The organism is Helicobacter baculiformis (assembly GCF_900197685.1).
Taxonomy (GTDB): Bacteria; Campylobacterota; Campylobacteria; order Campylobacterales; family Helicobacteraceae; genus Helicobacter; species Helicobacter baculiformis.
Window position 1 is genome coordinate 46,310 of sequence record NZ_FZMF01000014.1, and the last position, 22,269, is coordinate 68,578.

At 46.1% G+C, this 22,269-nt stretch carries 23 protein-coding genes and 1 pseudogene; 7 read left to right on the top strand and 17 right to left on the bottom strand.

Annotated elements, in window-relative coordinates:
• Positions 1-9 precede the first annotated feature (9 nt).
• From C6G87_RS03250 to fmt, 15 genes are all read right to left on the bottom strand, one after another.
• Entirely contained in the window at positions 10-978 is a 969-nt protein-coding gene (locus C6G87_RS03250; RefSeq protein ID WP_233708980.1) for a tetratricopeptide repeat protein, read from the bottom strand.
• A complete protein-coding gene (locus tag C6G87_RS09050) occupies positions 978-1,679 on the bottom strand; it encodes an OmpA family protein (protein WP_104752110.1) in 702 nt (233 codons plus the stop codon). Before C6G87_RS09050 ends, C6G87_RS03250 begins: the two co-directional genes overlap by 1 nt.
• A gap of 72 nt (positions 1,680-1,751) precedes the next feature.
• Positions 1,752-2,999 carry a Tol-Pal system protein TolB gene (gene tolB / locus C6G87_RS03260; protein WP_104752111.1) on the bottom strand — a complete coding sequence of 416 codons (1,248 nt, stop codon included), beginning with the start codon at positions 2,997-2,999 and terminating at the stop codon, positions 1,752-1,754.
• 2 nt (positions 3,000-3,001) lie between these two features.
• Positions 3,002-3,736 carry a TonB C-terminal domain-containing protein gene (locus C6G87_RS03265; protein ID WP_104752112.1) on the bottom strand — a complete coding sequence of 245 codons (735 nt, stop codon included), beginning with the start codon at positions 3,734-3,736 and terminating at the stop codon, positions 3,002-3,004.
• A complete protein-coding gene (locus C6G87_RS03270) occupies positions 3,736-4,143 on the bottom strand; it encodes an ExbD/TolR family protein (protein WP_104752113.1) in 408 nt (135 codons plus the stop codon). The genes C6G87_RS03265 and C6G87_RS03270 overlap by 1 nt, the downstream gene beginning before the upstream one ends.
• On the bottom strand, positions 4,140-4,688 hold the full coding sequence (locus C6G87_RS03275) for a MotA/TolQ/ExbB proton channel family protein (protein ID WP_104752114.1): 549 nt from the start codon (positions 4,686-4,688) through the stop codon (positions 4,140-4,142). Before C6G87_RS03275 ends, C6G87_RS03270 begins: the two co-directional genes overlap by 4 nt.
• 3 nt (positions 4,689-4,691) lie before the next feature.
• The gene (gene atpC / locus C6G87_RS03280) at positions 4,692-5,054 is read right to left on the bottom strand and encodes an ATP synthase F1 subunit epsilon (RefSeq protein ID WP_104752115.1); all 363 of its coding nucleotides are present in this window, start codon (positions 5,052-5,054) and stop codon (positions 4,692-4,694) included.
• Between the two features lie 9 nt (positions 5,055-5,063).
• Positions 5,064-6,488 (bottom strand): F0F1 ATP synthase subunit beta, encoded by a 1,425-nt coding sequence (gene atpD / locus C6G87_RS03285; protein ID WP_104752116.1) that lies wholly within the window; start codon positions 6,486-6,488, stop codon positions 5,064-5,066.
• A 9-nt stretch (positions 6,489-6,497) separates the two neighbouring features.
• Positions 6,498-7,391: an ATP synthase F1 subunit gamma gene (atpG, locus tag C6G87_RS03290; protein ID WP_104752117.1), complete on the bottom strand. Its 894-nt coding sequence runs from the start codon at positions 7,389-7,391 to the stop codon at positions 6,498-6,500.
• Positions 7,392-7,401: 10 nt separating this feature from the next.
• Entirely contained in the window at positions 7,402-8,907 is a 1,506-nt protein-coding gene (gene atpA / locus C6G87_RS03295; RefSeq protein ID WP_104752118.1) for a F0F1 ATP synthase subunit alpha, read from the bottom strand.
• Positions 8,908-8,925: 18 nt separating this feature from the next.
• Positions 8,926-9,444 (bottom strand): F0F1 ATP synthase subunit delta, encoded by a 519-nt coding sequence (locus C6G87_RS03300; RefSeq protein WP_104752119.1) that lies wholly within the window; start codon positions 9,442-9,444, stop codon positions 8,926-8,928.
• Positions 9,441-9,962, bottom strand: coding sequence for a F0F1 ATP synthase subunit B family protein (locus tag C6G87_RS03305; RefSeq protein ID WP_233708981.1), 522 nt, complete (start codon positions 9,960-9,962; stop codon positions 9,441-9,443). Before C6G87_RS03305 ends, C6G87_RS03300 begins: the two co-directional genes overlap by 4 nt.
• Positions 9,963-9,970: 8 nt before the next feature.
• Positions 9,971-10,396 carry a F0F1 ATP synthase subunit B family protein gene (locus tag C6G87_RS03310; protein ID WP_104752120.1) on the bottom strand — a complete coding sequence of 142 codons (426 nt, stop codon included), beginning with the start codon at positions 10,394-10,396 and terminating at the stop codon, positions 9,971-9,973.
• Between the two features lie 47 nt (positions 10,397-10,443).
• Complete coding sequence (locus C6G87_RS03315; RefSeq protein WP_104752136.1) at positions 10,444-11,067, bottom strand: biotin--[acetyl-CoA-carboxylase] ligase; 624 nt, start codon at positions 11,065-11,067, stop codon at positions 10,444-10,446.
• On the bottom strand, positions 11,067-11,969 hold the full coding sequence (gene fmt, locus C6G87_RS03320) for a methionyl-tRNA formyltransferase (protein WP_104752121.1): 903 nt from the start codon (positions 11,967-11,969) through the stop codon (positions 11,067-11,069). Before fmt ends, C6G87_RS03315 begins: the two co-directional genes overlap by 1 nt.
• A 185-nt stretch (positions 11,970-12,154) precedes the next feature.
• Here fmt and C6G87_RS03325 point away from each other — a divergent pair, with 185 nt between their 5' ends.
• Positions 12,155-13,528 (top strand): COG3014 family protein, encoded by a 1,374-nt coding sequence (locus C6G87_RS03325; protein WP_199767616.1) that lies wholly within the window; start codon positions 12,155-12,157, stop codon positions 13,526-13,528.
• 30 nt (positions 13,529-13,558) lie between these two features.
• Positions 13,559-14,494, top strand: a complete 936-nt coding sequence (locus C6G87_RS03330; protein ID WP_104752122.1) for an LPP20 family lipoprotein — start codon at positions 13,559-13,561, stop codon at positions 14,492-14,494.
• A 173-nt stretch (positions 14,495-14,667) separates the two neighbouring features.
• Here C6G87_RS03330 and C6G87_RS03335 read toward each other — a convergent pair whose 3' ends face one another.
• Entirely contained in the window at positions 14,668-14,952 is a 285-nt protein-coding gene (locus tag C6G87_RS03335) for a hypothetical protein (RefSeq protein WP_104752123.1), read from the bottom strand.
• Between the two features lie 176 nt (positions 14,953-15,128).
• Complete coding sequence (locus C6G87_RS03340) at positions 15,129-15,941, bottom strand: glycosyltransferase family 2 protein (protein WP_104752124.1); 813 nt, start codon at positions 15,939-15,941, stop codon at positions 15,129-15,131.
• A gap of 70 nt (positions 15,942-16,011) precedes the next feature.
• Here C6G87_RS03340 and C6G87_RS03345 point away from each other — a divergent pair, with 70 nt between their 5' ends.
• The 5 genes and pseudogenes from C6G87_RS03345 to C6G87_RS03365 all read left to right on the top strand — a co-directional run.
• Positions 16,012-17,676 carry a 30S ribosomal protein S1 gene (locus C6G87_RS03345; protein ID WP_104752125.1) on the top strand — a complete coding sequence of 555 codons (1,665 nt, stop codon included), beginning with the start codon at positions 16,012-16,014 and terminating at the stop codon, positions 17,674-17,676.
• A 9-nt stretch (positions 17,677-17,685) separates the two neighbouring features.
• Complete coding sequence (locus C6G87_RS03350; RefSeq protein WP_104752126.1) at positions 17,686-18,165, top strand: hypothetical protein; 480 nt, start codon at positions 17,686-17,688, stop codon at positions 18,163-18,165.
• Positions 18,166-18,173: 8 nt separating this feature from the next.
• Positions 18,174-19,751, top strand: coding sequence for a phosphoglycerate dehydrogenase (gene serA / locus C6G87_RS03355; protein WP_104752127.1), 1,578 nt, complete (start codon positions 18,174-18,176; stop codon positions 19,749-19,751).
• 1 nt (position 19,752) lies between these two features.
• Positions 19,753-21,582 carry a menaquinone biosynthesis decarboxylase gene (locus tag C6G87_RS03360; RefSeq protein WP_104752128.1) on the top strand — a complete coding sequence of 610 codons (1,830 nt, stop codon included), beginning with the start codon at positions 19,753-19,755 and terminating at the stop codon, positions 21,580-21,582.
• Between the two features lie 9 nt (positions 21,583-21,591).
• Positions 21,592-22,074 (top strand): annotated as a pseudogene (locus tag C6G87_RS03365) (YggS family pyridoxal phosphate-dependent enzyme); the annotation flags it as partial.
• Positions 22,075-22,269: the final 195 nt, after the last annotated feature.

Genomic DNA, 22,269 nt, shown 5'->3' on the forward strand with positions numbered 1-22,269 from the left:
ACGTCCTTTTTAATTTTGTTTTTCTTTACCTAAAGCGCCCAAAGCTTTTTTACCCTGTTCGCTCTCAGGGTAAAGACTAGAAAGCGAGCGCAAGAATTTAATGTAGGTGCTATGATCGCCCAAAAATCTAAATGCCCATGCTGTATGCCACAATAAAACGGGCATGTAATCCGCTTTATCCTTAATGAGCGCACTTTTTTTATATAGAGCAATAGCATCTTTATATTTTTTTTGTAGATACGCTGCTTCGCCAGCCATGTAATAACTATACGCAGATTTGTATGCATTATCTCCCAGCCAAGCAAAGCGCACTTGCGCTTGATCGAAGCGTTTTTGGCGATAAAATCCTAAGGCTTCTTGAAAAATTTGTGGTTTCTTATCAGGGTCCTTTTCAAAAGCTATTTCATTTTGTTTTGTATCTGAAACTGCCTGATTCTTCTGCAACATTTTAGCTTGGATACGCGCAAGACTTTTAAGTTTCTTGGCATTATCATCTGCTTGTTCTCTAATGGAATCCTGAATAGCTTCTAATTTTGTGGCAAAATCAGTGTTCATTTTGGTGAGTACGGCGTTCATGTCGTTGATCTTTTGATCTAGTTGACTTAAGGCATTTTTATTAGCTTCTATTTGGGATTTAAGCGCCTCGATTAGATTTCCTTGCTGCTTAAGCATGCTGTCTTGCATGTCCTGAGTTGCTTTAAGTGCCTTAAGTGTGTTGTCATGCACATTTAAAGTATCGCTAACTTCCTTGAGTTTAGCCCCCTGCCCTTCAAAAAGACTCCTGAGTCCATCCTGATTCTGCAATAGGGTATCTGTTTGACTCTTGAGTGTAGCAATGATGTTTTCTAAATTTTTATTACTAGATTTAAGAGTGCTTAGCTCTTGCTTGGTCGCTCCACTCTGCAAATCAAAGGCAGAGGGCTCCGCATAAAGCCCTAAAACCCCCCCAACAAGTAAAGCCACATAGCTTATACGCATCACTGCACGACTTTAATGTCAACCCTTCTATTTTTTTGGTAGCATTCTCTAGTTTTCTCTTGGCAGATGGGCTTGGTTTCCCCAAAACTCACGGTACGGATGCTATCCTGATCAATACCTTTGAGTACCAAAGCCTGTTTAACGCTCAAAGCACGCTTGTTGCCCAAAGCAAAGTTATATTCACCCGTACCAAATTCGTCTGTATTACCTTCCAAGAGTACTTTCATTTTATATTCTTGGATTTTTTGTGCACCTTGCTCGACAGCATCCTGCATGTCTGTCCTGATATTGTATTTGTCAAAGTCAAAGTAGACTTGACTGACAATACTCCCACTTTTCACTTGCTCGTGAGGGGCTTGGGAAGCGTTATTTACCCCCTCTTCGCTTTCTTCACTCTGCTCATGAGGCGCTTGTGAGGTGTTATTTTTCCCTTCTTCACTCTGCTCATGAGGCGCTTGTGAGGTGTTATTTTTCCCATGCTCTCCCTCTTCGCTTTCTTCACTCTGCTCATGAGGCGCTTGTGAACCCTCTTTTTGTGCCCCTTCTGGATGCAGAGTCTTATTCTCTACAGGCTTTTCTTGAGCATTTTGTGCACTTTTGCCTTGCGGGGTTTTTGGTGCTGGCTTTGCCTTACCACCACTACCACAACCCGTGATCACTAACAACGCTGCCAAAGCCCCCGCTATCGCCCATTTGTTCATAACTCTCCTTTGCTACCCATTTTAATAAAGTAAACTCTGATTATATCTTGTTCACGCTTAACATTTTGATAATTACCAATCAAAAGATTGTATCCGCGTATTCTCTAGCGGAAAGAGGTAGCTCTGATTATAATCGAGCAAAATGACCCCCAAAGCACTTTGTTGCGAGGCTCTCTTCAAAAACATGATTGCCTTACCATCCTGAGAAAAGCGAGGCATTTGGTTAACTCCGTTGGCTGTTAAACGACGCACATAATCGCTTTTGAGTGTAATGAGATGTAGGTTAAAGACATTTTGCCCATCAGCGTCGCGGTCTTCACGACTTACATAAACAATATTGTCTCCTGAAGCTGTAACGGAGTCATTATTTTTAGAATAAAAAACAACTTGTTCAATGGGGGCATCAGGCTTAAGTTTTTTAAGATAGACATTAGGATAGCCGGCACGATCGGAAACAAAAACCATAGCCTTTTCATGATCCACAAAGTTACCTAAGACATCAATGCCTTGATAATGCGTTAAACGGGTCTGGCTTTTTTTGATGGTGTCATAAAGAAAGATATCACTTTGACCCTCTGGAGCTAGTGTCATGAGCAATTTGCGACCATCTTGGCTTACACTAGAGACTGCAGCCATGCCATCGCTCTGAGTGATTACCTCACTATATCCATTGCGTAGATTGTATTTGATAATAGTGGGGTGTCTGAGATATTGGGTATAGTAGATTGCGCTTTGATCTGCATTAGCCCACTTGGGGAAGACATTCAGCATGCCGTTTTTGATTATATCTTGTTGATAAGTCAGACTATAGTCTGCCACGACAATGTTGGTAACTCCAGGCTGGATATACTTAGCAAAGACAACAAAACGTGCCATCCATGCAATAGAAGGGGCTTTAAGCGCATCGTTGATGTCAATCGCAACGCGGTGGGCAATGAAGGGGTAGAGCTCCTTTTTGGTGAAGATATAATCTTTAATACCCAAAACACTCTTGTGCGCCACATCATAAAGGCGCACATTGATCTGCCCCAACTTATCCACGCGCAGACTCACTAAAAGCTTGACCCCTTGTGCGCCCATAGAGCCATAATCGATGCTTTCATCTTGCGCGCCAACTCCAACCACTTCCGCGTGGTTGCTAATTTTTAGATCAGAAAGCAACATGTTGTAAATTTTAGACAAATAAGGCTCTTGGGCGGAATTTATATAGCGCACTTCTACTTTAGGCAATCTTTCAATATTTTTGATAATGTCCAGCGTTGCGTCTGCACCCCATACATAAGCTTGAAAATACAGCAAGATAAAGCACAAAAACCGCATAATTAGTCCTTTGTTTTAAAATTCACTTTGAGAGTAATAGTGCCTTTAGGGTAAGGAGGGAATTTTTGTCCTTGCAGAGAAGTCAATAAATTTTCAATTTCTTGGTTATACGCTGGAAAAGGAGAATATCCTATGATGGCAAAGCTGAACTGCCCCATATCTGAGATAGTGATAAGCGCATACACGGAGGCGGGTTGTTTAAAACCCAGTTTCCAATGCCCATAGAGAATCCGATAGATTTCTTGAAACCATGCCTGGTATTCTTGCTTATCATTTTTCTCATCTTTGGGCACTTGCAAATCGATATTCTTATGTTTTAAAACCTGTAATTGTTCTTGCACGGTGTTAAGACTATCTTTCAGATCCTTAAAAGCTTTTTGATGCTGATTGAACCCCATATTTTTAAGCAAGGTTTGCATCTCCTGTATCTCTTTTTTTTGTGGCGTATCCTCTAATTTTTGCGGTTGTGGTTCTGGAACAGAGGAAAAAATATCGCTCACCCCGGGTTCTCTAAAAGGAATAGTGGCCGGGCTAGGCGTGGGAGAGACTGGATTTAGCGTAGGGGCTGGCACAGGAGCCGGTGTGGGGAGTGTATTGATAATAAAATTTACATCCATACTCTCTTCTTGAGAAATTCGTACATCTTCTACACGCTCACCAAGCAACAAAATTAACAATACAGCATAACAAGCGCAGGCTAAAATTCCCGAACCGATTGCAAGCGTTTTGTTGCCCATCACGCACTAGTTACTAAAGAAACCTTAAAAAACCCTGCTTCGCGAATATTCTTAAGCAAGTAGATAATATTCTCATAGGGTAAACGTTTATCTGCACGGACATAAATAGCTGTGCTCTTATCATAATTTCTTGCCAATATCGCAAAAGCGTCATGAAAGGTGTTATAGGTGTAAACTTTATCGTGAATATAGATTTTACCCTGAATATCCATGCGAATTTCTAAAATATCCCCTTTAGAAGTGCGGGTATTTTTAGAGCCTTTGGGAAGATTAATTTTTTCTTGATAGGTAATGGTAGGGGTAGCAATCATCAAAATCGCGAGCAAGACGAGCATAATATCCACAAGGGGGGTGATATTGAGCTCGGGCTTATCTGCGTCCCAATGCTCCACATCGAACACGATCATCCCTCCTTAGCGATGAGAAAATCTATTTGCATCTGCACGCAGACAGAGAGATCGTAAACCTTGCGCTTTAAGATCAAAAAAAACGAATAAGCTGGGATGGCGGTTAAAATCCCAGCAGCCGTAGCCACAAGTGCCTTAGAGATCACCGGGGCGATCACATCAAAAGAAACCTGCGTCCCCAAACGCCCAAAGGCATCTAAAATCTCCACCACGGTCCCAAATAACCCAATAAAAGGGGCTGTAGACGCGACAATACTTAATAGCACTAATCCTGTGGTACTATGCTGGAGTACTTGATTTTTCCAAATGAATAAAAGCTCTTTGGAAAAACGCCCTGTACTTTCAAAGAGCTGGACACTAAGCATGCTAGTGTTGCCTGCCATAAGTGCTTCTAAGGCACGCTGCTCTTTAAGAATACTCGTTCTAATGGCAACATACTTATAAAAAAACACCCATAGAGTCAAAATGAAATAAAAAGAAAGACAGGCAAGCACCGCTATGGTTATAAACCCACTTTCATAAACAAAGTGCTGGAGTGAAGCCACGCCCTACCTCAAACCACGCGTCTCGATACGCGCGATCACACTAGAAATCGCCAATCTATCGGCGGTGGCGTCTTCTAAGAGTTTCTTGGCTTTGTAGACTTCATCATCACCCTTGATGAACACCGCCCCATCGGCTAAAATATCCACACTGCTATGCTTCACCTCCACATAGCCCCAATTAATGGCAATCAAACTGCTCTCTTGATTGCGCTCGATCTCAATCACCCCGCTTTTAAGCAAGGAAACCATGTTGCTATGCCCTTCTAAGACCCCAAACTCGCCCTCTGCACCGGGCAAGGTGATGCGATCCACGGAGCCTGAAAAAATAGAACCCTGAGGCACGACAATGCTCACAACTAATCCCATATTTGTCCTTTATGACGCGCTCTTCTTATCCTTGCCCTCGCTTTTCATTTTTTCGTATTTTTCAACCACCTCTTGGATATTGCCCACCATGTAGAAGGCATTTTCTGGAATGTCGTCATACTTGCCCTCTAAAATCCCCCCAAAGCCTTCTAAGGTTTCTTTTAAGGTTACATATTTCCCCGGACTGCCCGTAAAGACCTCTGCCACAAAGAAAGGCTGGGAGAGAAATTTTTCAATCTTGCGCGCGCGCTCTACGATCTTCTTATCCTCCTCAGAGAGTTCATCCATCCCCAAAATGGCGATGATGTCTTGCAAATCCTTGTATTTTTGCAAAATTTGCTGAATACCGGTAGCCACTTTATAATGCTCTTCGCCAATCACCTGGGGGTCTAAAATCCTAGAAGTGGAATCTAGAGGGTCTACAGCGGGGTAAATTCCCTTTTCGGCAATTTTGCGGTTGAGCACCGTAGTGGCATCTAGGTGCGCAAAGACCGAAGCAGGAGCGGGGTCGGTCAAGTCATCTGCGGGTACATAAACTGCCTGCACAGAAGTGATTGAGCCATTTTTAGTGGAAGTGATGCGCTCTTGAAGTTTGCCCATTTCGCTTGCTAAAGTGGGTTGGTAACCCACCGCTGAGGGGATACGCCCTAACAAAGCCGACATTTCTGCTCCTGATTGGGCGTACCTAAAGATGTTGTCAATGAACATCAAAATATCTAAGCCCTTTTGATCTCTAAAATACTCTGCCATTGTCAAACCGGTAAAAGCGATGCGATTTCTTGCCCCCGGGGGTTCGTTCATCTGCCCATAGCAAAGAGCCACCTTGTCCAACACGCCCCCCTCTTTCATCTCGTGATAAAGGTCATTGCCCTCTCTAGTGCGCTCCCCCACCCCCGCAAAGACAGAATACCCGCTATGTTTATACGCCACATTGTGGATGAGCTCCATGATGATCACGGTTTTGCCCACGCCTGCCCCCCCGAACAACCCAACCTTACCCCCTTTAGAATAGGGCGCAAGCAAGTCTACCACCTTGATCCCCGTTTCAAACATCTCTGTTTTGGTGCTTTGTTGCTCAAAAGAAGGGGCATTTCTGTGGATGGGCCAAGTGGTGGGCTCTTTCAAGGGTTCGCCCTCATCAATCACCTCTCCTACCACATTGAAAATGCGCCCCAAGACCTCTTCTCCTACGGGCACTTCGATCATTTTGCCCCGTGCGACTACCTTTTGCCCCCTGGTGAGCCCCTCTGTCATGTCCATCGCAATGGTGCGCACCCGGTTATCCCCCAAATGCGCCGCCACCTCTAAGACAAGACTCTTAGCCTCACTCTCAAATTGATAGGTAACATCTAAGGCTTCGTAAATGGCGGGTAGGTAATCCTCAAACTCCACATCCACCACGGGACCCATGATCTGTATAATTTTCCCTTCCATGTTGCTCCTTTATTTAATGGCTTCTACGCCGGCGTTGATCTCCACAAGCTCAGTGGTGATCGCCTCCTGTCTAGCTTTATTATACGAGATGGTCAAGCTGCGCACTAAATCTGCGGCGTTGTTTGTAGCGGTGTCCATCGCCTGCATGCGTGCGCTATGCTCGGCAGCTAGAGAGTCTAACAACGCATAATACATGTTAAAGTCAATGAATTTTTTAGCCAACGCGTCCAAGATGACCCCCTCCTCATCATCGGGTTCTACCACGATACCCTCCTCAGCGTCCGAACTCACTTCGACAAAATCTAAGGGCAAAACCTGCTGTACACGCAATTCTTGGGCGATCATGTTCTTAAAACCATTATGAATAATCACCACGCTATCGGTTAAGCCGTTTAAATAGTCCTGCACCGCTCTATCAATGAAAGCGCTCGCGCGTTCGTAATCCGGCGCGCTGGACAAGTCGATTGCCCTGTCTAACAAGTCGATCCCATTGTAGGTAAAATAAGCCACGCCTTTTTTGCCAATCCCTCTCAAGCGCACCTTGACTCCCTGTGCCTTGTAGAGATTGATATGGCGCAACACCTCTTTAATGGTTGTCATGTTAAAGCCCCCACATAACCCCTTATCTGCGGTTACAAAGATAATATCTATCTTTTGGATCGCAGGGTGTTCAAGTTGGGCAAAGTACTTACTTTCAATGCCTTTGACATTACGCGCTTTAATCTTCGCACAAATATCACTCACCACTTCGTTGAGCTTCTGGGCAAAAACTCGAGACCGCTTGGCGACTTCTTCGGTTTTTTTGAGCTTAGAAGTGGAAACCAACTTCATCGCACGGGTGGTTTTTTGGGTGTTTTTGACACTGGCGATCTTTTTTCTAATATCCTTCAGACTTGCACCCATGAGATCTTCCTTAGAAGCCTAACTTAAACTCATCGATAGCGACTTTTAAAGCCACTTCCAAATCCTTATCTAGAGCCTTCTTTGTGCGAATATCTTCCAAGACATTAGGATATTTGGATTCTAAGAAAGGGTGTAATTTTTCTTCAAAAGACACGACTTTATTGACTGGCACATCGTCTAAAAACCCTTTCACACCCGCATAGATCATCACAATTTGTTTTTCAATGGGCAAGGGCGAATAGGGGGGTTGCTTGAGCACCTCCACCATGCGTTGCCCGCGATCGAGTTGCTTACGGCTGGCTTCATCTAAATCAGAGGCAAATTGGGCAAACGCTTGCAATTCGCGATATTGCGCCAAATCCAAACGCAAGGTACCTGCCACTTGCTTAGTGCCTTTGATTTGAGCTGCCCCACCCACCCTAGAAACAGATAGACCCACATTGATCGCGGGGCGAATCCCAGAATAGAACAGATCAGTCTCTAAAAAGATCTGCCCATCGGTGATGGAGATCACATTGGTGGGGATGTAAGCAGACACATCGCCCGCTTGGGTTTCAATGATGGGCAGGGCAGTCAGAGAACCCGCACCCCTCTCATCGCTCATTTTAGCCGCGCGTTCCAATAATCTAGAGTGGATATAAAACACATCTCCGGGGAAGGCTTCTCGACCCGGGGGACGGCGCAAGATCAAAGAAATTTCACGATATGCCACGGCATGCTTACTCAGATCGTCATAAATGATCAGTGCATGCCTGCCATGATCTCTGAAATATTCTCCAATGGTAACCCCAGCATAGGGGGCGAGGTATTGCATGGCAGGCGAAGCCGAAGCAGGGGCGTTCACTACCACGCTATACTCCATCGCCCCGTATTCTTCTAATTTGCGCACCACTTGGGCTACTGTAGATTCCTTTTGTCCAATAGCGACATAAATACAGATCACATTCTGATCTTTTTGGTTGATGATGGTGTCCACAGCCACGGTGGTTTTGCCCGTCTGCTTGTCCCCGATGATGAGTTCGCGCTGCCCACGCCCGATAGGCACTAGCGCATCAATGGCTTTAATCCCTGTCTGCAAGGGTTCGTGCACGGATTTGCGATCCATAATACCTGGAGCCTTTTGTTCCACGAACCTAAATTCCTCTGCGCCAATAGGTCCCTTGCCATCAATGGGCTCGCCCAAAGTGTTAATAACCCTTCCCACCACTGCGTCCCCTACGGGTACTTTCATGAGTTGCTTGGTGCGCTTAACACTTGTACCCTCTTTGATGTCTTTGCCACTCCCCAAAACAATGACCCCAATGCTCCCTTCCTCTAAGTTGGACGCTAACCCACGATCGCCCGTGTCAAACTCCACCACTTCATAAGACATCACATCTTTAAGTCCATAAACCTTTGCCACTCCATCGGCATAGGCGATCACCTTGCCTACTTGGGTGATATTGATATCGGGGGCGAAGTTCTCAATTCTCTCTTTAATAATGGCACTGATTTCTTCGGCTTTTAATTTTAACACTTTGTCTCCTTGCGTAATTTAGACCGCTTCCATGATAAAATGTTTGAGCTGGCGGAAGAAGTGATCCTTGTAAAAAGCCACCTCCACGCCTAGATCAGGAATCTCTAAACGGATACCCTCATGCTCAACGAGCACACTCTCTAAGCTCAGAGTGATGTTTAAACGCTTGGCAACTTGCGCTTCTAACATGCCTAAATCTCCCACTTCTTGGTTGCAAAAAAGGTAACCCTTATAGGCATTTTGTTGGCGTTGTACCCATGCGCATAACTCTTTATAAATCTCTGGCAACACAATGAAGCGTTGGTGCTCACTTAACACTTCTAAAAAACGTTGCAAGCGCGGATCCTTATCTTCTAACACATCATTTAGGATCTTTTGTTTGATCGTATTAGGATAGTAGGGGGATTGCAACACCTCGATGAACTCTGCAGAAGTGTAAAGCGCACACATGCGCTCTAAAGCTTTGAGCGCCCTCTCTAAATCTGCGCCAAAACTCTCTCTGAGCGCGCGCGCGTATTTCTTTGCTACAAGATTCATTGAGCCACCTTATCTTGAAGTAAGTGCATGTAGATAGGCGCATCAAAATCTGCCTGTTTAGATTTAAAAAGGGTATCTAAGAGCTCAGCGACCACTTCTTGCTGAATCTTCAGTACTTCCTTATCTTTGAGTTTTTGATTATCTTTTAAAAGCTTTTCAACCGCGTTTTTGGTTTTTTGTTCATGTTTTTGTGTGAGTAAAAAGGCTTCTTGCTTAGCATTAGAAATAATCTGGCTGGCTTCTTGCCTAGCTTGCTCTAGAGCCTTAAGCGCACGCTCTTTTTCTTCCTTGATTGTCTGACGCTGCTCTTGTAAAGCGTTTAATTTGCTAGCAATCTTGGCACGCCTTTGCTCCAACATGCGTTTCAAGCTCCCGCTAATAAAGTACCATACCAAACCTATAAAGAGAACGAAATTGATCATTCTCAACACAATATCTGTCTGAGCAATGCCATGCCCCTCTGCACCCCATAAGAAAACGCTACCACATAAGAAGCCAAATAACGCGCGTCGTACCAAGCCTGTTCCTACATTTGAGATATTTTTTGTTGTAAGGACACCTCTAGGGCGGGTAAATCCTGAGTCAATTGTAGTTTCAATTCACTTTTACTTTCCTTTAAGCCCTGTACGAACATCTCGAAGTCTTTTTGGAGGTCATTCTCTTTTTGTGCGAGGGTATTCTCATAATCTTCACACGCCTTTTGCAAACTATCCTGCAAAATCTTATTGGCTTGGATACGCGCCTCTTTGAGCTGACGACTTGCCTCCTGTTTTAAATGCGCGATTTCCTGTGTGGTTTTGTCAATAAAGGCACTATCTTGTCCAATAGAGCCCTCCCGCGCGTCCATGTTGGCTAACATGGGTTTATAAATCCACACATTAGAGAGCCACATCAATAACAGAAAAGTTACAAACACCACCAACATCAAATACACATTAACAGAAATATCCACGCTCAATCCTTGCTCAAAAGCGCGATTCTAACAAAGCTTAGCTTAAATCATCTAGCCCCGTAATAAACCTGTTGTCCAATCTGTAGCCCCCCGTCATCTAGCACGCGCGCGCCGCGCAAGGGCACTCGCACGCCCCGATCGTGAAAAAAACAATGCTGGTGGCGCGCGCTAAATTCTAGGCGGTACGCCTTGAGCACTTCTTGCCATGAAATACCCGCTTGCACGCGCGTTAAAAACACCTGTAATAACGCTTCTTTATCTAACATGCCCAGCGCGCCATAGTGTTGCGCCTTGAGATTAAGCCCAATCCCACAAACAATACTATCGCGCACAATCTGACTCATCACCCCCCCGATTTTCTCCTCTCCCTTGTAGAGATCATTGGGCCACTTGAGCCACACCTGTGCGTTAGACAAACTCTCTTTAAAAAGATACCCAAAATACACGCTCCAACTTTGTCTAGGCACATCAGCGGGCAAGTCCTCTAGGGCAATAGCAAAAGAAAAAGTCAAACCCTCCTCCACTTGCTCCCACACACAGCCCCGACTTCCCACCCCTGCATTTTGGGTTTGGGCTATGACACACACGGGCAGTTTGAGGGCATGCTGCTTAACCTGTTCTACCAAATAGAGTTGGGTAGAAGGCAAGCATGCAAAGGACAAGATGGGCATCATCCTAACACATCTCCTATTTTGAGGCGTTTTCCACTCATATAAGCCTTTGTGCGCATTTTCTGTTTGCTGGGGGCTTGCACAGAGGCGATCCTAAGCACCCCCTTAGCACACCCCACTAAGGCGCTCTCTTGCTCTAAATCCAAGAGAACCCCTTCCTTGTGTGTACCCTGTTCTTGCACCAATTCCACCCCAAAAAGCTTAAGCCCGCTTGCCAAAAACACACCCGGCCACGGATGGTAAGCTAGGGCTTTTAAAAACACCTCTTTGGCTTCTTGAAAACACACTAGCCCGTCTTGCTTGGTGATTTTGGCGCAATAACTCGCCTGTGTGTGATCTTGAGGCATTGGTTTAAAAGGTTGGCGTAAAATCTCTACAAGCAATTGAGCCCCTATAGGGGCTAGGAGCGCGCCTAATTCCTCTGCGTTCATGTAGGATTTGCGTTTCACACGCGCCACTCCTAAAATATCGCCCGCGTCCATTTGAGCGTTCATCGCAATCACACTCACGCCAAATTCTGATGCATCTTTTAGAATCATCTCTTGCATGGGCGATGCGCCCCTGAATTGGGGCAGAATTGAGCCATGCAAATTCAAGCAGGGGGCAATATCTAGAAGAGCTTGGGGGAGAATCTTGCCATAAGCCACCACCACAATCACATCGGGCTTGAGCGTGCGAATCGTCTCTATAAGGGGTGTGTCTAGCTTGGTTGGCTCAAAAATGGGGATGTGGGGGTGCGCGCGCTGTAAAAACTCCTTAGTGGCGGAGTGTTTGAGCGCTTGGGTGCGCCCAAAAGGTTTACTAGGTTGGGTGAAGAGCGCAATCACCTCAAAGCGCTGATCTAAGAGACAGGCTAGGACGATTCGGGCAAAAGGGGACGTTCCCATGAAAAGTAGGCGCATGCATCATTCTTGATCAAAATAGCCTTTTCCCAGATGACTAAGGCACACAAAATATCAAGCTGCTCTGCTGTGTCTCCACCCTGAAGCGTTGACTCAATACTCCATTGCATAGGTCTGAAAAAAGGCACGCGAGATTTTATTACAATTTTGCTTATACTCTGATAAACTGCTAGCAAGGAGATCTCGTGAAAGTTTGCCGCTACCTTTGTCTCGCCTTTGTAGTGCTGTTGTTTGTTGGGTGCACAGGGCATCGTTCGGAGTTTGCGCTTTTTGATAAGTCTTATTATTCGCCATTAGGCATGCAAGATGCCTACGCGTTCTCTGCGCAAATGAGTGCCAAAGATCACAAAGATGGTTCTTTGTGGGATTTACAAAATGGACTGAGCGCTCTTATGTTAGGACAATACCAAAATTCTATCCGTGCACTTAATGCGGCTGAAAAACAATTCGACCACTATATCAACTTCTTTAAAAAATCTGTAGGTAATGTTGGCGCTGTACTTGTAAATGACAATGTTAAAACCTACACGGGTAGTATCTATGAAAGCGTATTGATGAACTATTATAAAGCGATGGATTACCTGCTCATAGGCGATCCTGCAGACGCGCGCGTAGAATTTAACCGCGCCAATGACCGCCAACGTCGTGCTAAAGAGTTTTATCACAAGCAGATTCAAAAAGCTGTAGAAAACATGCGTAAACAAGGGGCTTCTAGACTCAGTAAAGAAAATTCAGAGTCAAAAGTACGCGAAGTCTTAAACCAGGACTACTCTAATTTAGATCGTTTTGCTGCTTATAATGACTTGATCAATCCTGCCGTCTCTTATCTTTCAGGGTTGTTTTTTGCTCTCGATAACGACCGTTCTAGGGGGATTGACTACCTTAAAGAAGCTTATGGGATTAGTCACTCCATCACAGTAGGAGAAGATTTACTCTTTTTTAAATATCCTTCTGCGCAAAAGTTTACATGGATTTTTATTGAGGATGGCAAGCAAGCTACCAAGCAAGAATTTAAAATAACTTTGCCTCTTCCTCTTCCAGATGGTATTTATACAGCAAGTTTGGCCCTGCCTCAGTTAGTTGATGGTGTGGATTTCCATACAGGTTTCATGGTAAGTGCCACACATCAAAATAAGAATTTTGAAAATCTAGTGGTGCTTGATGGAATTATTGGGAGCGAGTTTAAAAAGCAACTACCCTACATCGTTACACGAGCGATCACTTCGGCAGTCTTGAAGGTGGGTTTGGAAGCCATCTCTAACCAATATTTGGGGATATTAGGAGGTTTATTTTCTTCGATTTACGCAGCGGCTAGTACTTCCGCAGACATCCGTTCTCCCACAATTTTTCCGCGCAAACTTTACATTGCGCGCGTGAGCAATACACCCAATGAACGCGTGCGTATCCATGCAGATGGGCAAGATATTTATAGCTTTGCATTTGCATCATGCCATAAGACTACTGCGCCCCCTATGCCAAACACCTTTTGCGCCAACAAGCACAATATCATTTATATCCGAAGTTTTCGCTACACCAGTATCGTTAAAGTTTTGTGGTAGAATAGCCCTTATTTTCTATAAGGATCGTCCATGCTTGCCAAATTTATCAAGCTCTCGCTTGTGATTGTCCCCCTAGCGCTCCAAGCCACCTCTCATTCTGCCCCGCATTGGTATCAAAATTTTAAAGGTAACCCTGCATATTTCTATGGCAATGGCATGGGAGAGAGTAAGGAAGTTGCTAAACAAAAAGCTCTCAATGATCTGGCTAGTGGTATTGTGGTAAGCGTATCTTCTACAACTACCAACCAAACCACGCGGGTTAACAAAACTTTAGATAAACACTCGAGTCAGAATATTCGCTTAGTGGTGGATTCTATCAAGTTCATCAATATTAAGGTAGATAAGGAGGAATGTGAGCACCATGTCTGCTATACTCGCCTCAAGCTTAATAAGAACATGTTCTTAAATACCTTATCTAAGCGTTACCAAGATCTTTATAACACTTTAAGTGCTTTGCACCCCCAAGAGGGCTGTAAGGGCATTTTCTTAAAAGAGATACAGAAATTACAAACCACCCTCGCTAAAGCCATGCCCTTGCAAGAAATTTTAAACGCCTATGGGCGGGGCGTGGCTTCTTTGACCCCCTATCAAGAACTTGTCAAGAAAAACAGCCCCCACCCCAAAGCAAATCTCATCTACGCGCCCGGCTCCGATTCAGAAATTTCTGACGCGCTCACCGGGCAATACGCGCGCTTTATCCAGCAATCTGACGATCCGGGCTTGTACCGCATTGAAAATAAAATCTATGAGAGTACGGCAAATGGCTTGTTCCATATTGGACTCAATCTCAATATCAGGGATTGTCAGGGCAATATTGTCTATTCTAAAAGCTTGTATGCCGATCAACCCGATCGCAGTGCTGCCATTGAGCGCATCAAAGCCCAAGCCTTCAAACAATTACGCAATTATCAGCAAGGCGTGGGCGCGGGTACAGCTGATGTTAATAATAGCAAGATCGACTTCTAGCTTTGCGATCTTCAAGGATTTGGAGACTTCTCCAAGCACCCCCTCAAACGGGGCGGATATTGTCTGTATGACTGTTGCCCTGATGAAACATGTCCCTGATACGATCACAGATCGCGCCAGGGGTTTTTCCAGAGCCACGCTGAAACCACGGGCATGGAAGAAATGATCTTAGTTCACCAGCCTAATTCTCCGGTAACCACCACGATTATGGGGATTATAAGAGCTCCTAGCAATAGCATGGGTTTCCATGGAAGCCACTGCTCGGGTTTTAAGTCTAGCTTAAAAAGGACATACACCAGTGAAAGCAAGCCCCCAATCCCAAATGCGAACAACGTGTGCTCCCACCATAACCAATGGCGTATCTTATCAAAGTGTATCATAAATTCCACCCCAACCCCCATCCATACAAGAAACAAGATGGCATGGATATATTGCTTGGTTTTTAGGCTCAGTTTCATGCTCTCTCCTTTTCTCTTTAGTCTCAGCAGGGCGTTGCTAACTTAAGTATAACGCCCCTCCCACAACTCCTTTACAATTTTATAAAAGCCCTCTCAATTGTATCTTAAAATAAATAAATATTAACTTAAAATAAGGCGTATCTTGAAGTCAAAATGCTTGCCTTTAAAGTTTAAGTTTAACGCCAAGTAATCTTGCGCTCTTGCAGGGTTTGCAAATAGAGCGCGTGGTTAGCCTCCAAACTGGCACGGCTATTTTCTTCATGGTAAATGTGGTAAGCGAGCGCGCAAAAGCGCAAGCGTTTCATCACCCCCGCATTGAAGAGAAAACGCGCCACAAACTCGCTATCTTCTCTGCCCCAGCCGATGAAATGTTCATTAAACCCTTCAATGGCTAAAAAATCCGCCTTGCTAAAACTCATATTCGCGCTCCTTACCCCCTTGAGCAAGGCGCGGGGTTGACAAGTGCGCACGCTAGGCAAGTAACACAATCTTGCCAAAGCGAGCGCGCGCTGGTTTTTCAAGGCGCGTTTGGCATAGGCTAGCGTGAAATCTTGGCGATCTAAAAGCCTTTGGCTTTCTTGGGCATTGAGGATCAAGCGCCCCCCTTGCAACAAAGTCTTAGGGCGTGCAAAGAGCAGATGATCGTAAATGAAATAAGGGTGTAGAATCATATCCGTGTCAATGAGGATAATGTAATCTCCGCTTGCCTGCATGATGGCATTGTTGCGGCTTTTGGCGGCGCGAAAGCCTAAATCTTCTTGCCAAACATGTAAGAGGGGCATGGCTTCCTGTGCAAATTTAGGCATATAGTTTTCAATCAAGGCGCGGGTTTTGGGTGTACTCCCATCGTCTGCAATCAAGACTTCATGGGGTTTATAAGCTAGATGGAGTACAGAATCTAACACTAGGGCTAAACGCGCCTCTTGGTTGTAGGTGGTGATCACTAGAGAAATGGCACTAAAATGGGTGTGCACAAAGGGCAAGGACATAGGTGGTCTTTTTGGTAATTATAAGTAAACAAAGGCTACAATAGCCTGAATGTTAATTGGAAGGTTGTGGATGAAGCAAGAGTTGGAATCTTTGGACGAATCTGAAGTGTTCAAGCAATACATGGACACCATGGATAAGGAGGACGATGCAGAACAAAAGGGCATGGTTAAAGAAGGCGTGATTGTTTCTATCAACGAAGCGGAGAATTACGCCATGGTGAGCGTGGGGGGCAAAACTGAGGGGCGACTCTCCCTAGATGAAATTAGAGACACGCGGGGGGTTTTACTCTTTGGAGTGGAGAGTCCTATTCGTGTTTATGTGTCTCAGAAAGGCGAACGCCCTAGCGTCTCTTACAAACGTGCACTTGTTTACGACAGGGTGCAGGCAAAAATTGCCCAACTGGGAGCAGATTACAAAGATAAGGTGATTGAGGGGAAGGTAGTGCGCGAAAACAAGGGAGGGTATATTCTTGCAGATAAAGAGGGTGCGGAATATTTCCTTTCCAGATCTCAATCCTCTTTGCGACGCGATAGTAAACATATTGGCAAGCATGTTAAGGCGTGCGTGCTTGATGTAGATGCAGAGAATGGGTCAATTCGTGTTTCTAGAAAACGTTTCTTTGACATTCATGATAAACAACAACATGAGGGTGCTAAGAAATTGATGGAATCCCAGGCGGTGCGTAAAGGCATTGTGAAGAGCATTACGGGCTTTGGGGTGTTTGTAGAGGTGGATGGAGTGGAGGGCTTGGTGCATTATAGTGAGATCACACACCGCGGATCGGCTAACCCGGCCAAGCATTTCAAAGAGGGCGATGAGGTGCAAGTCAAGGCAATCGCTTATGATGAGGAGAAAAAGCGCCTTTCTCTCTCCATCAAAGCCACTATGGAGGACCCATGGGAGGAGATTCAAAGCAAGTTGAAAGTGGGCTATGCGATCAAAGTCGTGGTGAGTAGCATTGAGAGTTACGGGGTGTTTGTGGATATTGGCAATGACATTGAGGGCTTTTTGCACATCTCTGAAATCTCTTGGAACAAAGATGTCAAACACCCCCAAGACTATTTGGAATTGGATCAAGAAATTGATGTCAAGATCATTGAAATTGACAGCAAAAACCGCCGTTTACGCGTTTCGCTCAAACAGCTTTCAGACAAGCCTTTTAACGAATTTGTCTCCAAACACAGGGTGGGGGATTTGGTAGAGGGCAAGGTGGTGAGCCTAACCGATTTTGGGGTTTTTATCAATTTAGGCGGTGTGGACGGACTCTTGCACAATAGAGATGCCTTTTGGGAATCCGATCAAAAGTGCAGGGATCATTTCAAGATGGGCGATGTGGTGCAAACTAAAATCGCACGCATCAATAAGGAAGAAGAAAAGATCTCCTTAGAGATGAAGTTCAAGCAACCCTCGCCCCTAGAAGTCTTTGCCCAACAGCATAAAATCGGCGACACCATTCAGGGGAGCGTGGTGAGCATTAAGGATTTCGGGGTGTTCGTGCGGGTGGATAACATTGATGTTTTGATCAAAAATGAAGACTTATCCCCGCTCAAAAAAGAAGAGGTGGTCATGGGGCAGGAGATCACTAGTGTGCTGGTGTCTTTGGATAAGACCACCCACAAGGCACGCGCCTCCGTGCGCCGACTCGAGCACAAAAAAGAGCGCGAGCAATTGCAAGCATTCAATGCTGGGGGCGATAAGATGACTTTAGGGGATAAGCTCTTAGGCAAGTTCTAGTGTTGATCGATGAAAAAACGGCATTTTAGACTTGCGGTTTTTTTGGTGATGGTGGGGGCCGTGCTGATCGTAGTGGCAGATTTCGGATATAAATTTTATAAAGGGCGTTCTAAGCCCGCATCCCCTCCTCCTCTAACATTCGACGATCTTAGCCTAGAGCTTGATCAGCCCAAGCCTCCAAATCCCCCACAACCTAGTATTACACATAGCAGCACTTTAGAGTCTAAGGATTTTGACTATCCTGTTTTAGAACGGCGTATTACTTTAGAATTTCGAGAACGCTATCAAGCGCAAAAATTATTTGTCCGCAATTTGGACGCATATAAGTTCTTCTGTTTGCATGAAATTTTAAAAGAAAAGCGCATTGATTTTGCCACCGATAAAAAGGGGCGCACAACAACCTTAATCATCTATCTGCCTAATTCGCCTGTGCGCCAAGCCTTTTTAGACGACCTGCGTTATTATCAGATCCCCTACCAATTCAATTAAGGAAGACCATGCTCCAAGTTGTCATCTGCGATCCCATCCACTCTGCTGGGGTGGCTCTGCTCCATGCCCAAACAGATTTAGAAGTTTTGGATCATTCTAGCACCCCCAAAAACGCGCTACCCCACGCGCTCAAAAACGCCCACGCGCTCATCACGCGGAGCATGACCCCCATTGATGCGCCCATGCTCGAGCATGCCCACCAGCTCAAAGCCATTGTGCGCGCGGGGGTGGGTGTGGATAATGTCCATATCGATCTGTGTTCTAAAAAGGGGATTGTGGTGATGAATGTCCCCACAGCCAACACCATCGCAGCCGTAGAACTCACTATGGCGCATTTGCTCAACGCCGTGCGCCGTTTCCCTAGCGCGAACGCCCAACTCAAATCAGAGAGACTTTGGAAGCGTGAGGATTGGTATGGCACAGAGCTCAAGGGGAAAAAGTTGGGGATCATTGGCTTTGGCAATATCGGCTCGCGTGTGGGGGTGCGCGCGCGCGCCTTTGGCATGGAGGTGATCGCTTACGATCCCTATATCCACAAATCCAAAGCCACAGATTTAGGCGCGCATTACACCACAGACTTTAATGAGATTTTGGCATGCGATTGTATCACCATCCACACCCCTAAGAATGCAGAGACCCTTAATATCATTGACGCGCCCCAAATCGCCAAGATGAAAGAGGGGGTGATTCTCATCAACTGCGCGCGCGGGGGGCTTTACAATGAAGAGGCGCTTTTAGAGGCGTTGCGTTCTAAGAAAGTGCGTTGGTTGGGGCTAGATGTCTTTAGCAAAGAACCCAGCATAGCAAACCCTTTGCTGGATTTAGAGAATGTCTATGTAACCCCCCATATCGGGGCTAACACCCTAGAATCCCAAGAGCAGATCGCCCTAGAAGCAGCTAAGGCGGTGATTCAATCCCTAAAAGGGAGCGCGTACCCTAACGCGCTCAATCTCTCTATTAAAGCGCACATGCCCACTTATGCTAAAACCTATTTACAACTGACGCAAAAACTAGGTTTTTTCTCTGCCCAAATCAATAAGGATGCGATTGGGGCACTCGAACTCATTGTGGCTGGACCTGTGCGCGAATACGCCGACTCTTTGCTCACCTTTGCCCTTTTAGGATTGCTCAAGCCCACCCTAGGCGATCAGATCAACGAAGTCAACGCGCGCTTTATCGCTCAAGAGCGCAAAATTGCTATCAGCACACGCGCTTTGGACAACGCCACCCCCTACACCAACGCGATCACCCTCCAGCTCACCACGCGCACCCAAACCACCCAAGTGAGCGGGACTATCTTTGCCAACGACTTGCTCAAGATCACCAATATTAACGGCTTTGAAATGGACATTAAACCCCAAGGGAATATGATTTTATTCAAAAACACCGATGTGCCCGGGGTGGTGGGCAATGTGGGGCAGACTTTGGGCAAACATGGGATCAATATCGCAGATTTCAGATTGGGGCGCAATGACAAGCAAGAGGCTTTAGCGGTGATCTTAGTGGACGCACCCATTAGCACCGACATCTTGCGCGCGCTCCAGCAAATCCCCCATTGTTTGCACGCCTGCTTGGTCTGTATTTAAAGTGCGTACTTTTCTTGCCCAGCTAGAAAGCTTAGGGGAGCTACAAACCCTAGATACCCCTTTAGACATCTATTTAGAGATCCCTCATCTTGCCTATTTAGAGGCAAAAAAACCAAAGGGGGGCAAAGCCCTTTTGTGTACAAAACCCATGGATGGCAAGCGCCACCAATCCTTTAACATGCCCGTGTTGATCAACCTCTTTGGTTCTTCTAGGCGTATGGAGCTCATCTTAGGCAAGCCCATTGAGGCTTGTTCTGCCCAGCTAGAGGCTTTATTGCGTGTACAAAAACCCAAGAGTCTCAAAGAAATTTGGCATGCCTTCAAAATGCTAAAAACCCTCTCTCATCTTGTCCCCAAAATCAGCCATAAACCCACCGACCACATTGAGCACACCGGCGATCAAGTCAATCTCTACGACTTGCCCATTCTCACCACTTGGGAGAGGGATGCCGCCCCCTTTATCACAATGGGGCAGGTTTATACCCAAAGCTTGGATGGGGCGCATAAAAACTTGGGGCTATATCGTTTGCAAGTCTATGACAAGAATCATTTGGGCTTGCATTGGCAAATCCACAAAGATGGCAATCACTTCTTCCACGCTTACAAACAAGCGGGGCGTAAAATGCCCGTGAGTGTTGTCATTGGGGGAGATCCGCTCTATACTTGGTGTGGGCAAGCGCCCATGCCACATGGCATGTTCGAACTTTGGCTCTATGGTTTGCTTAGGGGCAAACGCCCTGTTTTAACGCGTTCGCGCACCAATCCTATTTGTGTGCCCCGCGATGGGGATATTATCCTTGAGGGCTGGGTAGACCCTGAACACATGCGCCTAGAAGGTCCTTTTGGGGACCACACGGGTTTTTACACCCCACAAGAGCCCTACCCTCTCTTAGAGGTGGGCGCGTTGCGCATCAGACCCAATCCCATTTATCTAGCCTGTGTGGTGGGCAAACCCCCCTTAGAAGACAAGTATATGGGGTATTTGACCGAACGGCTTTTTTTACCCCTCATTCAAAAAAGCGCCTATGGACTTTTAGATTATCACATGCCTGAAAATGGGGTCTTTCACAATCTGATTTTAGCCCAGATCGCGCCCAGTTACCCCGCGCATGCCAGCCAAATCATGCACCACTTTTGGGGCACGGGGCAGATGAGCTTTGTCAAACATGCCATTTTTGTAGGACCTGATGCCCCCAGCTTGCAAGACTACCCGGCTATTTTCACGCATATTTTAAACCACTTTGATCCCCATAAACTGCTCTTAAGCGAGGGCGTGTGCGACGCGCTCGATCATGCCAGCCCCAGCTTTGCCTTTGGGGGGAAATTGGGCATTGACGCCACCACGCCCAGCTCTAAAACCCCTTGTGTGTTAGAAGACGCGCTTTTATTAGCCCGCATACAAGAGGTGTTGCCCGAAGCGTTGATCTTAAAACAATATGGCACGCACACCGCTAACCCCCTTTGTGTGGTGGGGGTGCAAAAGGCTTTGCGCCCCTTATTGGGCGCGCTAGATGGGCTTGAAGACTTGCAAAGCGCGCTGAGTATTGTGATCTTTGTGGACGCGTCCAAAAACGACCTCAACAACGCCTACATGTTGCTTTGGCGTATCGCCAATAATTTAGACGCCAAGCGCGATCTCAAAGTAGAGAATGGGCTAGTCTTTTTAGACGCGACAGACAAGGGCGCGCTAGAGGGGCACACTAGGGAGTGGCCCCTAGAAACCGATTGCAATTTAGAGGTCTTGCAAAAATTATCCACTCTAGGGCTTATCCCCCCCCTAGACGATCCGCTTTACAAACGCTATCATATTCACAACTCCCCTAGCACTTAAAGGACAGATATGGACTTTGCCAAACGCCTAGATCACCTCATCAAGCGCATTGAAAAAGCCCGTTTGAGCTATAACCGCCACCATATTGTACAACTCATTGCCGTGTCTAAATACGCCACCGCCGAACAAGTACGCGCCCTTTATGCGTGCGGGCAACGCGCTTTTGCAGAGAACAAAGTGCAGGACTTGCAAGCAAAATCCAACACCCTACAAGCCCTGCCCCTAGAGTGGCACATGCTAGGCAATTTGCAACGCAATAAGATTAACAAACTCTTAGCCCTCAAACCTTTCTTATTCCACGCCCTAGACTCCCTAGAGCTCGCCCAAGCCATAGAAGCGCGTAGCATAAGCACCCTTAATGCGCTCTTGCAGGTCAATATTTCTAAAGAGAGCGCTAAAAGCGGGGTGATCCCAGAACAAGCCCTAGAAATATACACCCATATTCGCCAAACCTGCCCGCATATTCGTCTCAAGGGCATGATGGTCATCGGTCCCACTCCCCCCCCCACCCCCCCCCCCCTCTCCTTTACACATCTGACCCCCCCGCCCCACCCCCGCGTCGTGAGCTCCTCGGTCGCCCCGGCCTTTTAAAAAAAACAAAAACAACCACAAACCAGGAGGTTGTGCACATCAACCAATCAGAATGCGACAGTACAACCCCGTCAGAGAGACGCAATAACCAGTTCA

Coding starts and splice junctions, on each gene's coding strand:
- C6G87_RS03335 (WP_104752123.1), bottom strand. CDS start 14,952: ATGAAACTGAGCCTAAAAACCAAGCAATATATCCATGCCATCTTGTTT.
- C6G87_RS03350 (WP_104752126.1), top strand. CDS start 17,686: ATGAAAAAACGGCATTTTAGACTTGCGGTTTTTTTGGTGATGGTGGGG.
- atpC (WP_104752115.1), bottom strand. CDS start 5,054: ATGGGATTAGTTGTGAGCATTGTCGTGCCTCAGGGTTCTATTTTTTCA.
- C6G87_RS09050 (WP_104752110.1), bottom strand. CDS start 1,679: ATGAACAAATGGGCGATAGCGGGGGCTTTGGCAGCGTTGTTAGTGATC.
- C6G87_RS03300 (WP_104752119.1), bottom strand. CDS start 9,444: ATGAATCTTGTAGCAAAGAAATACGCGCGCGCGCTCAGAGAGAGTTTT.
- C6G87_RS03330 (WP_104752122.1), top strand. CDS start 13,559: ATGCTTGCCAAATTTATCAAGCTCTCGCTTGTGATTGTCCCCCTAGCG.
- C6G87_RS03315 (WP_104752136.1), bottom strand. CDS start 11,067: ATGCCCATCTTGTCCTTTGCATGCTTGCCTTCTACCCAACTCTATTTG.
- atpD (WP_104752116.1), bottom strand. CDS start 6,488: ATGGAAGGGAAAATTATACAGATCATGGGTCCCGTGGTGGATGTGGAG.
- C6G87_RS03340 (WP_104752124.1), bottom strand. CDS start 15,941: ATGTCCTTGCCCTTTGTGCACACCCATTTTAGTGCCATTTCTCTAGTG.
- fmt (WP_104752121.1), bottom strand. CDS start 11,969: ATGCGCCTACTTTTCATGGGAACGTCCCCTTTTGCCCGAATCGTCCTA.
- C6G87_RS03265 (WP_104752112.1), bottom strand. CDS start 3,736: ATGGGCAACAAAACGCTTGCAATCGGTTCGGGAATTTTAGCCTGCGCT.
- tolB (WP_104752111.1), bottom strand. CDS start 2,999: ATGCGGTTTTTGTGCTTTATCTTGCTGTATTTTCAAGCTTATGTATGG.
- atpG (WP_104752117.1), bottom strand. CDS start 7,391: ATGGGTGCAAGTCTGAAGGATATTAGAAAAAAGATCGCCAGTGTCAAA.
- C6G87_RS03345 (WP_104752125.1), top strand. CDS start 16,012: ATGAAGCAAGAGTTGGAATCTTTGGACGAATCTGAAGTGTTCAAGCAA.
- C6G87_RS03250 (WP_233708980.1), bottom strand. CDS start 978: ATGCGTATAAGCTATGTGGCTTTACTTGTTGGGGGGGTTTTAGGGCTT.
- serA (WP_104752127.1), top strand. CDS start 18,174: ATGCTCCAAGTTGTCATCTGCGATCCCATCCACTCTGCTGGGGTGGCT.
- C6G87_RS03270 (WP_104752113.1), bottom strand. CDS start 4,143: ATGATCGTGTTCGATGTGGAGCATTGGGACGCAGATAAGCCCGAGCTC.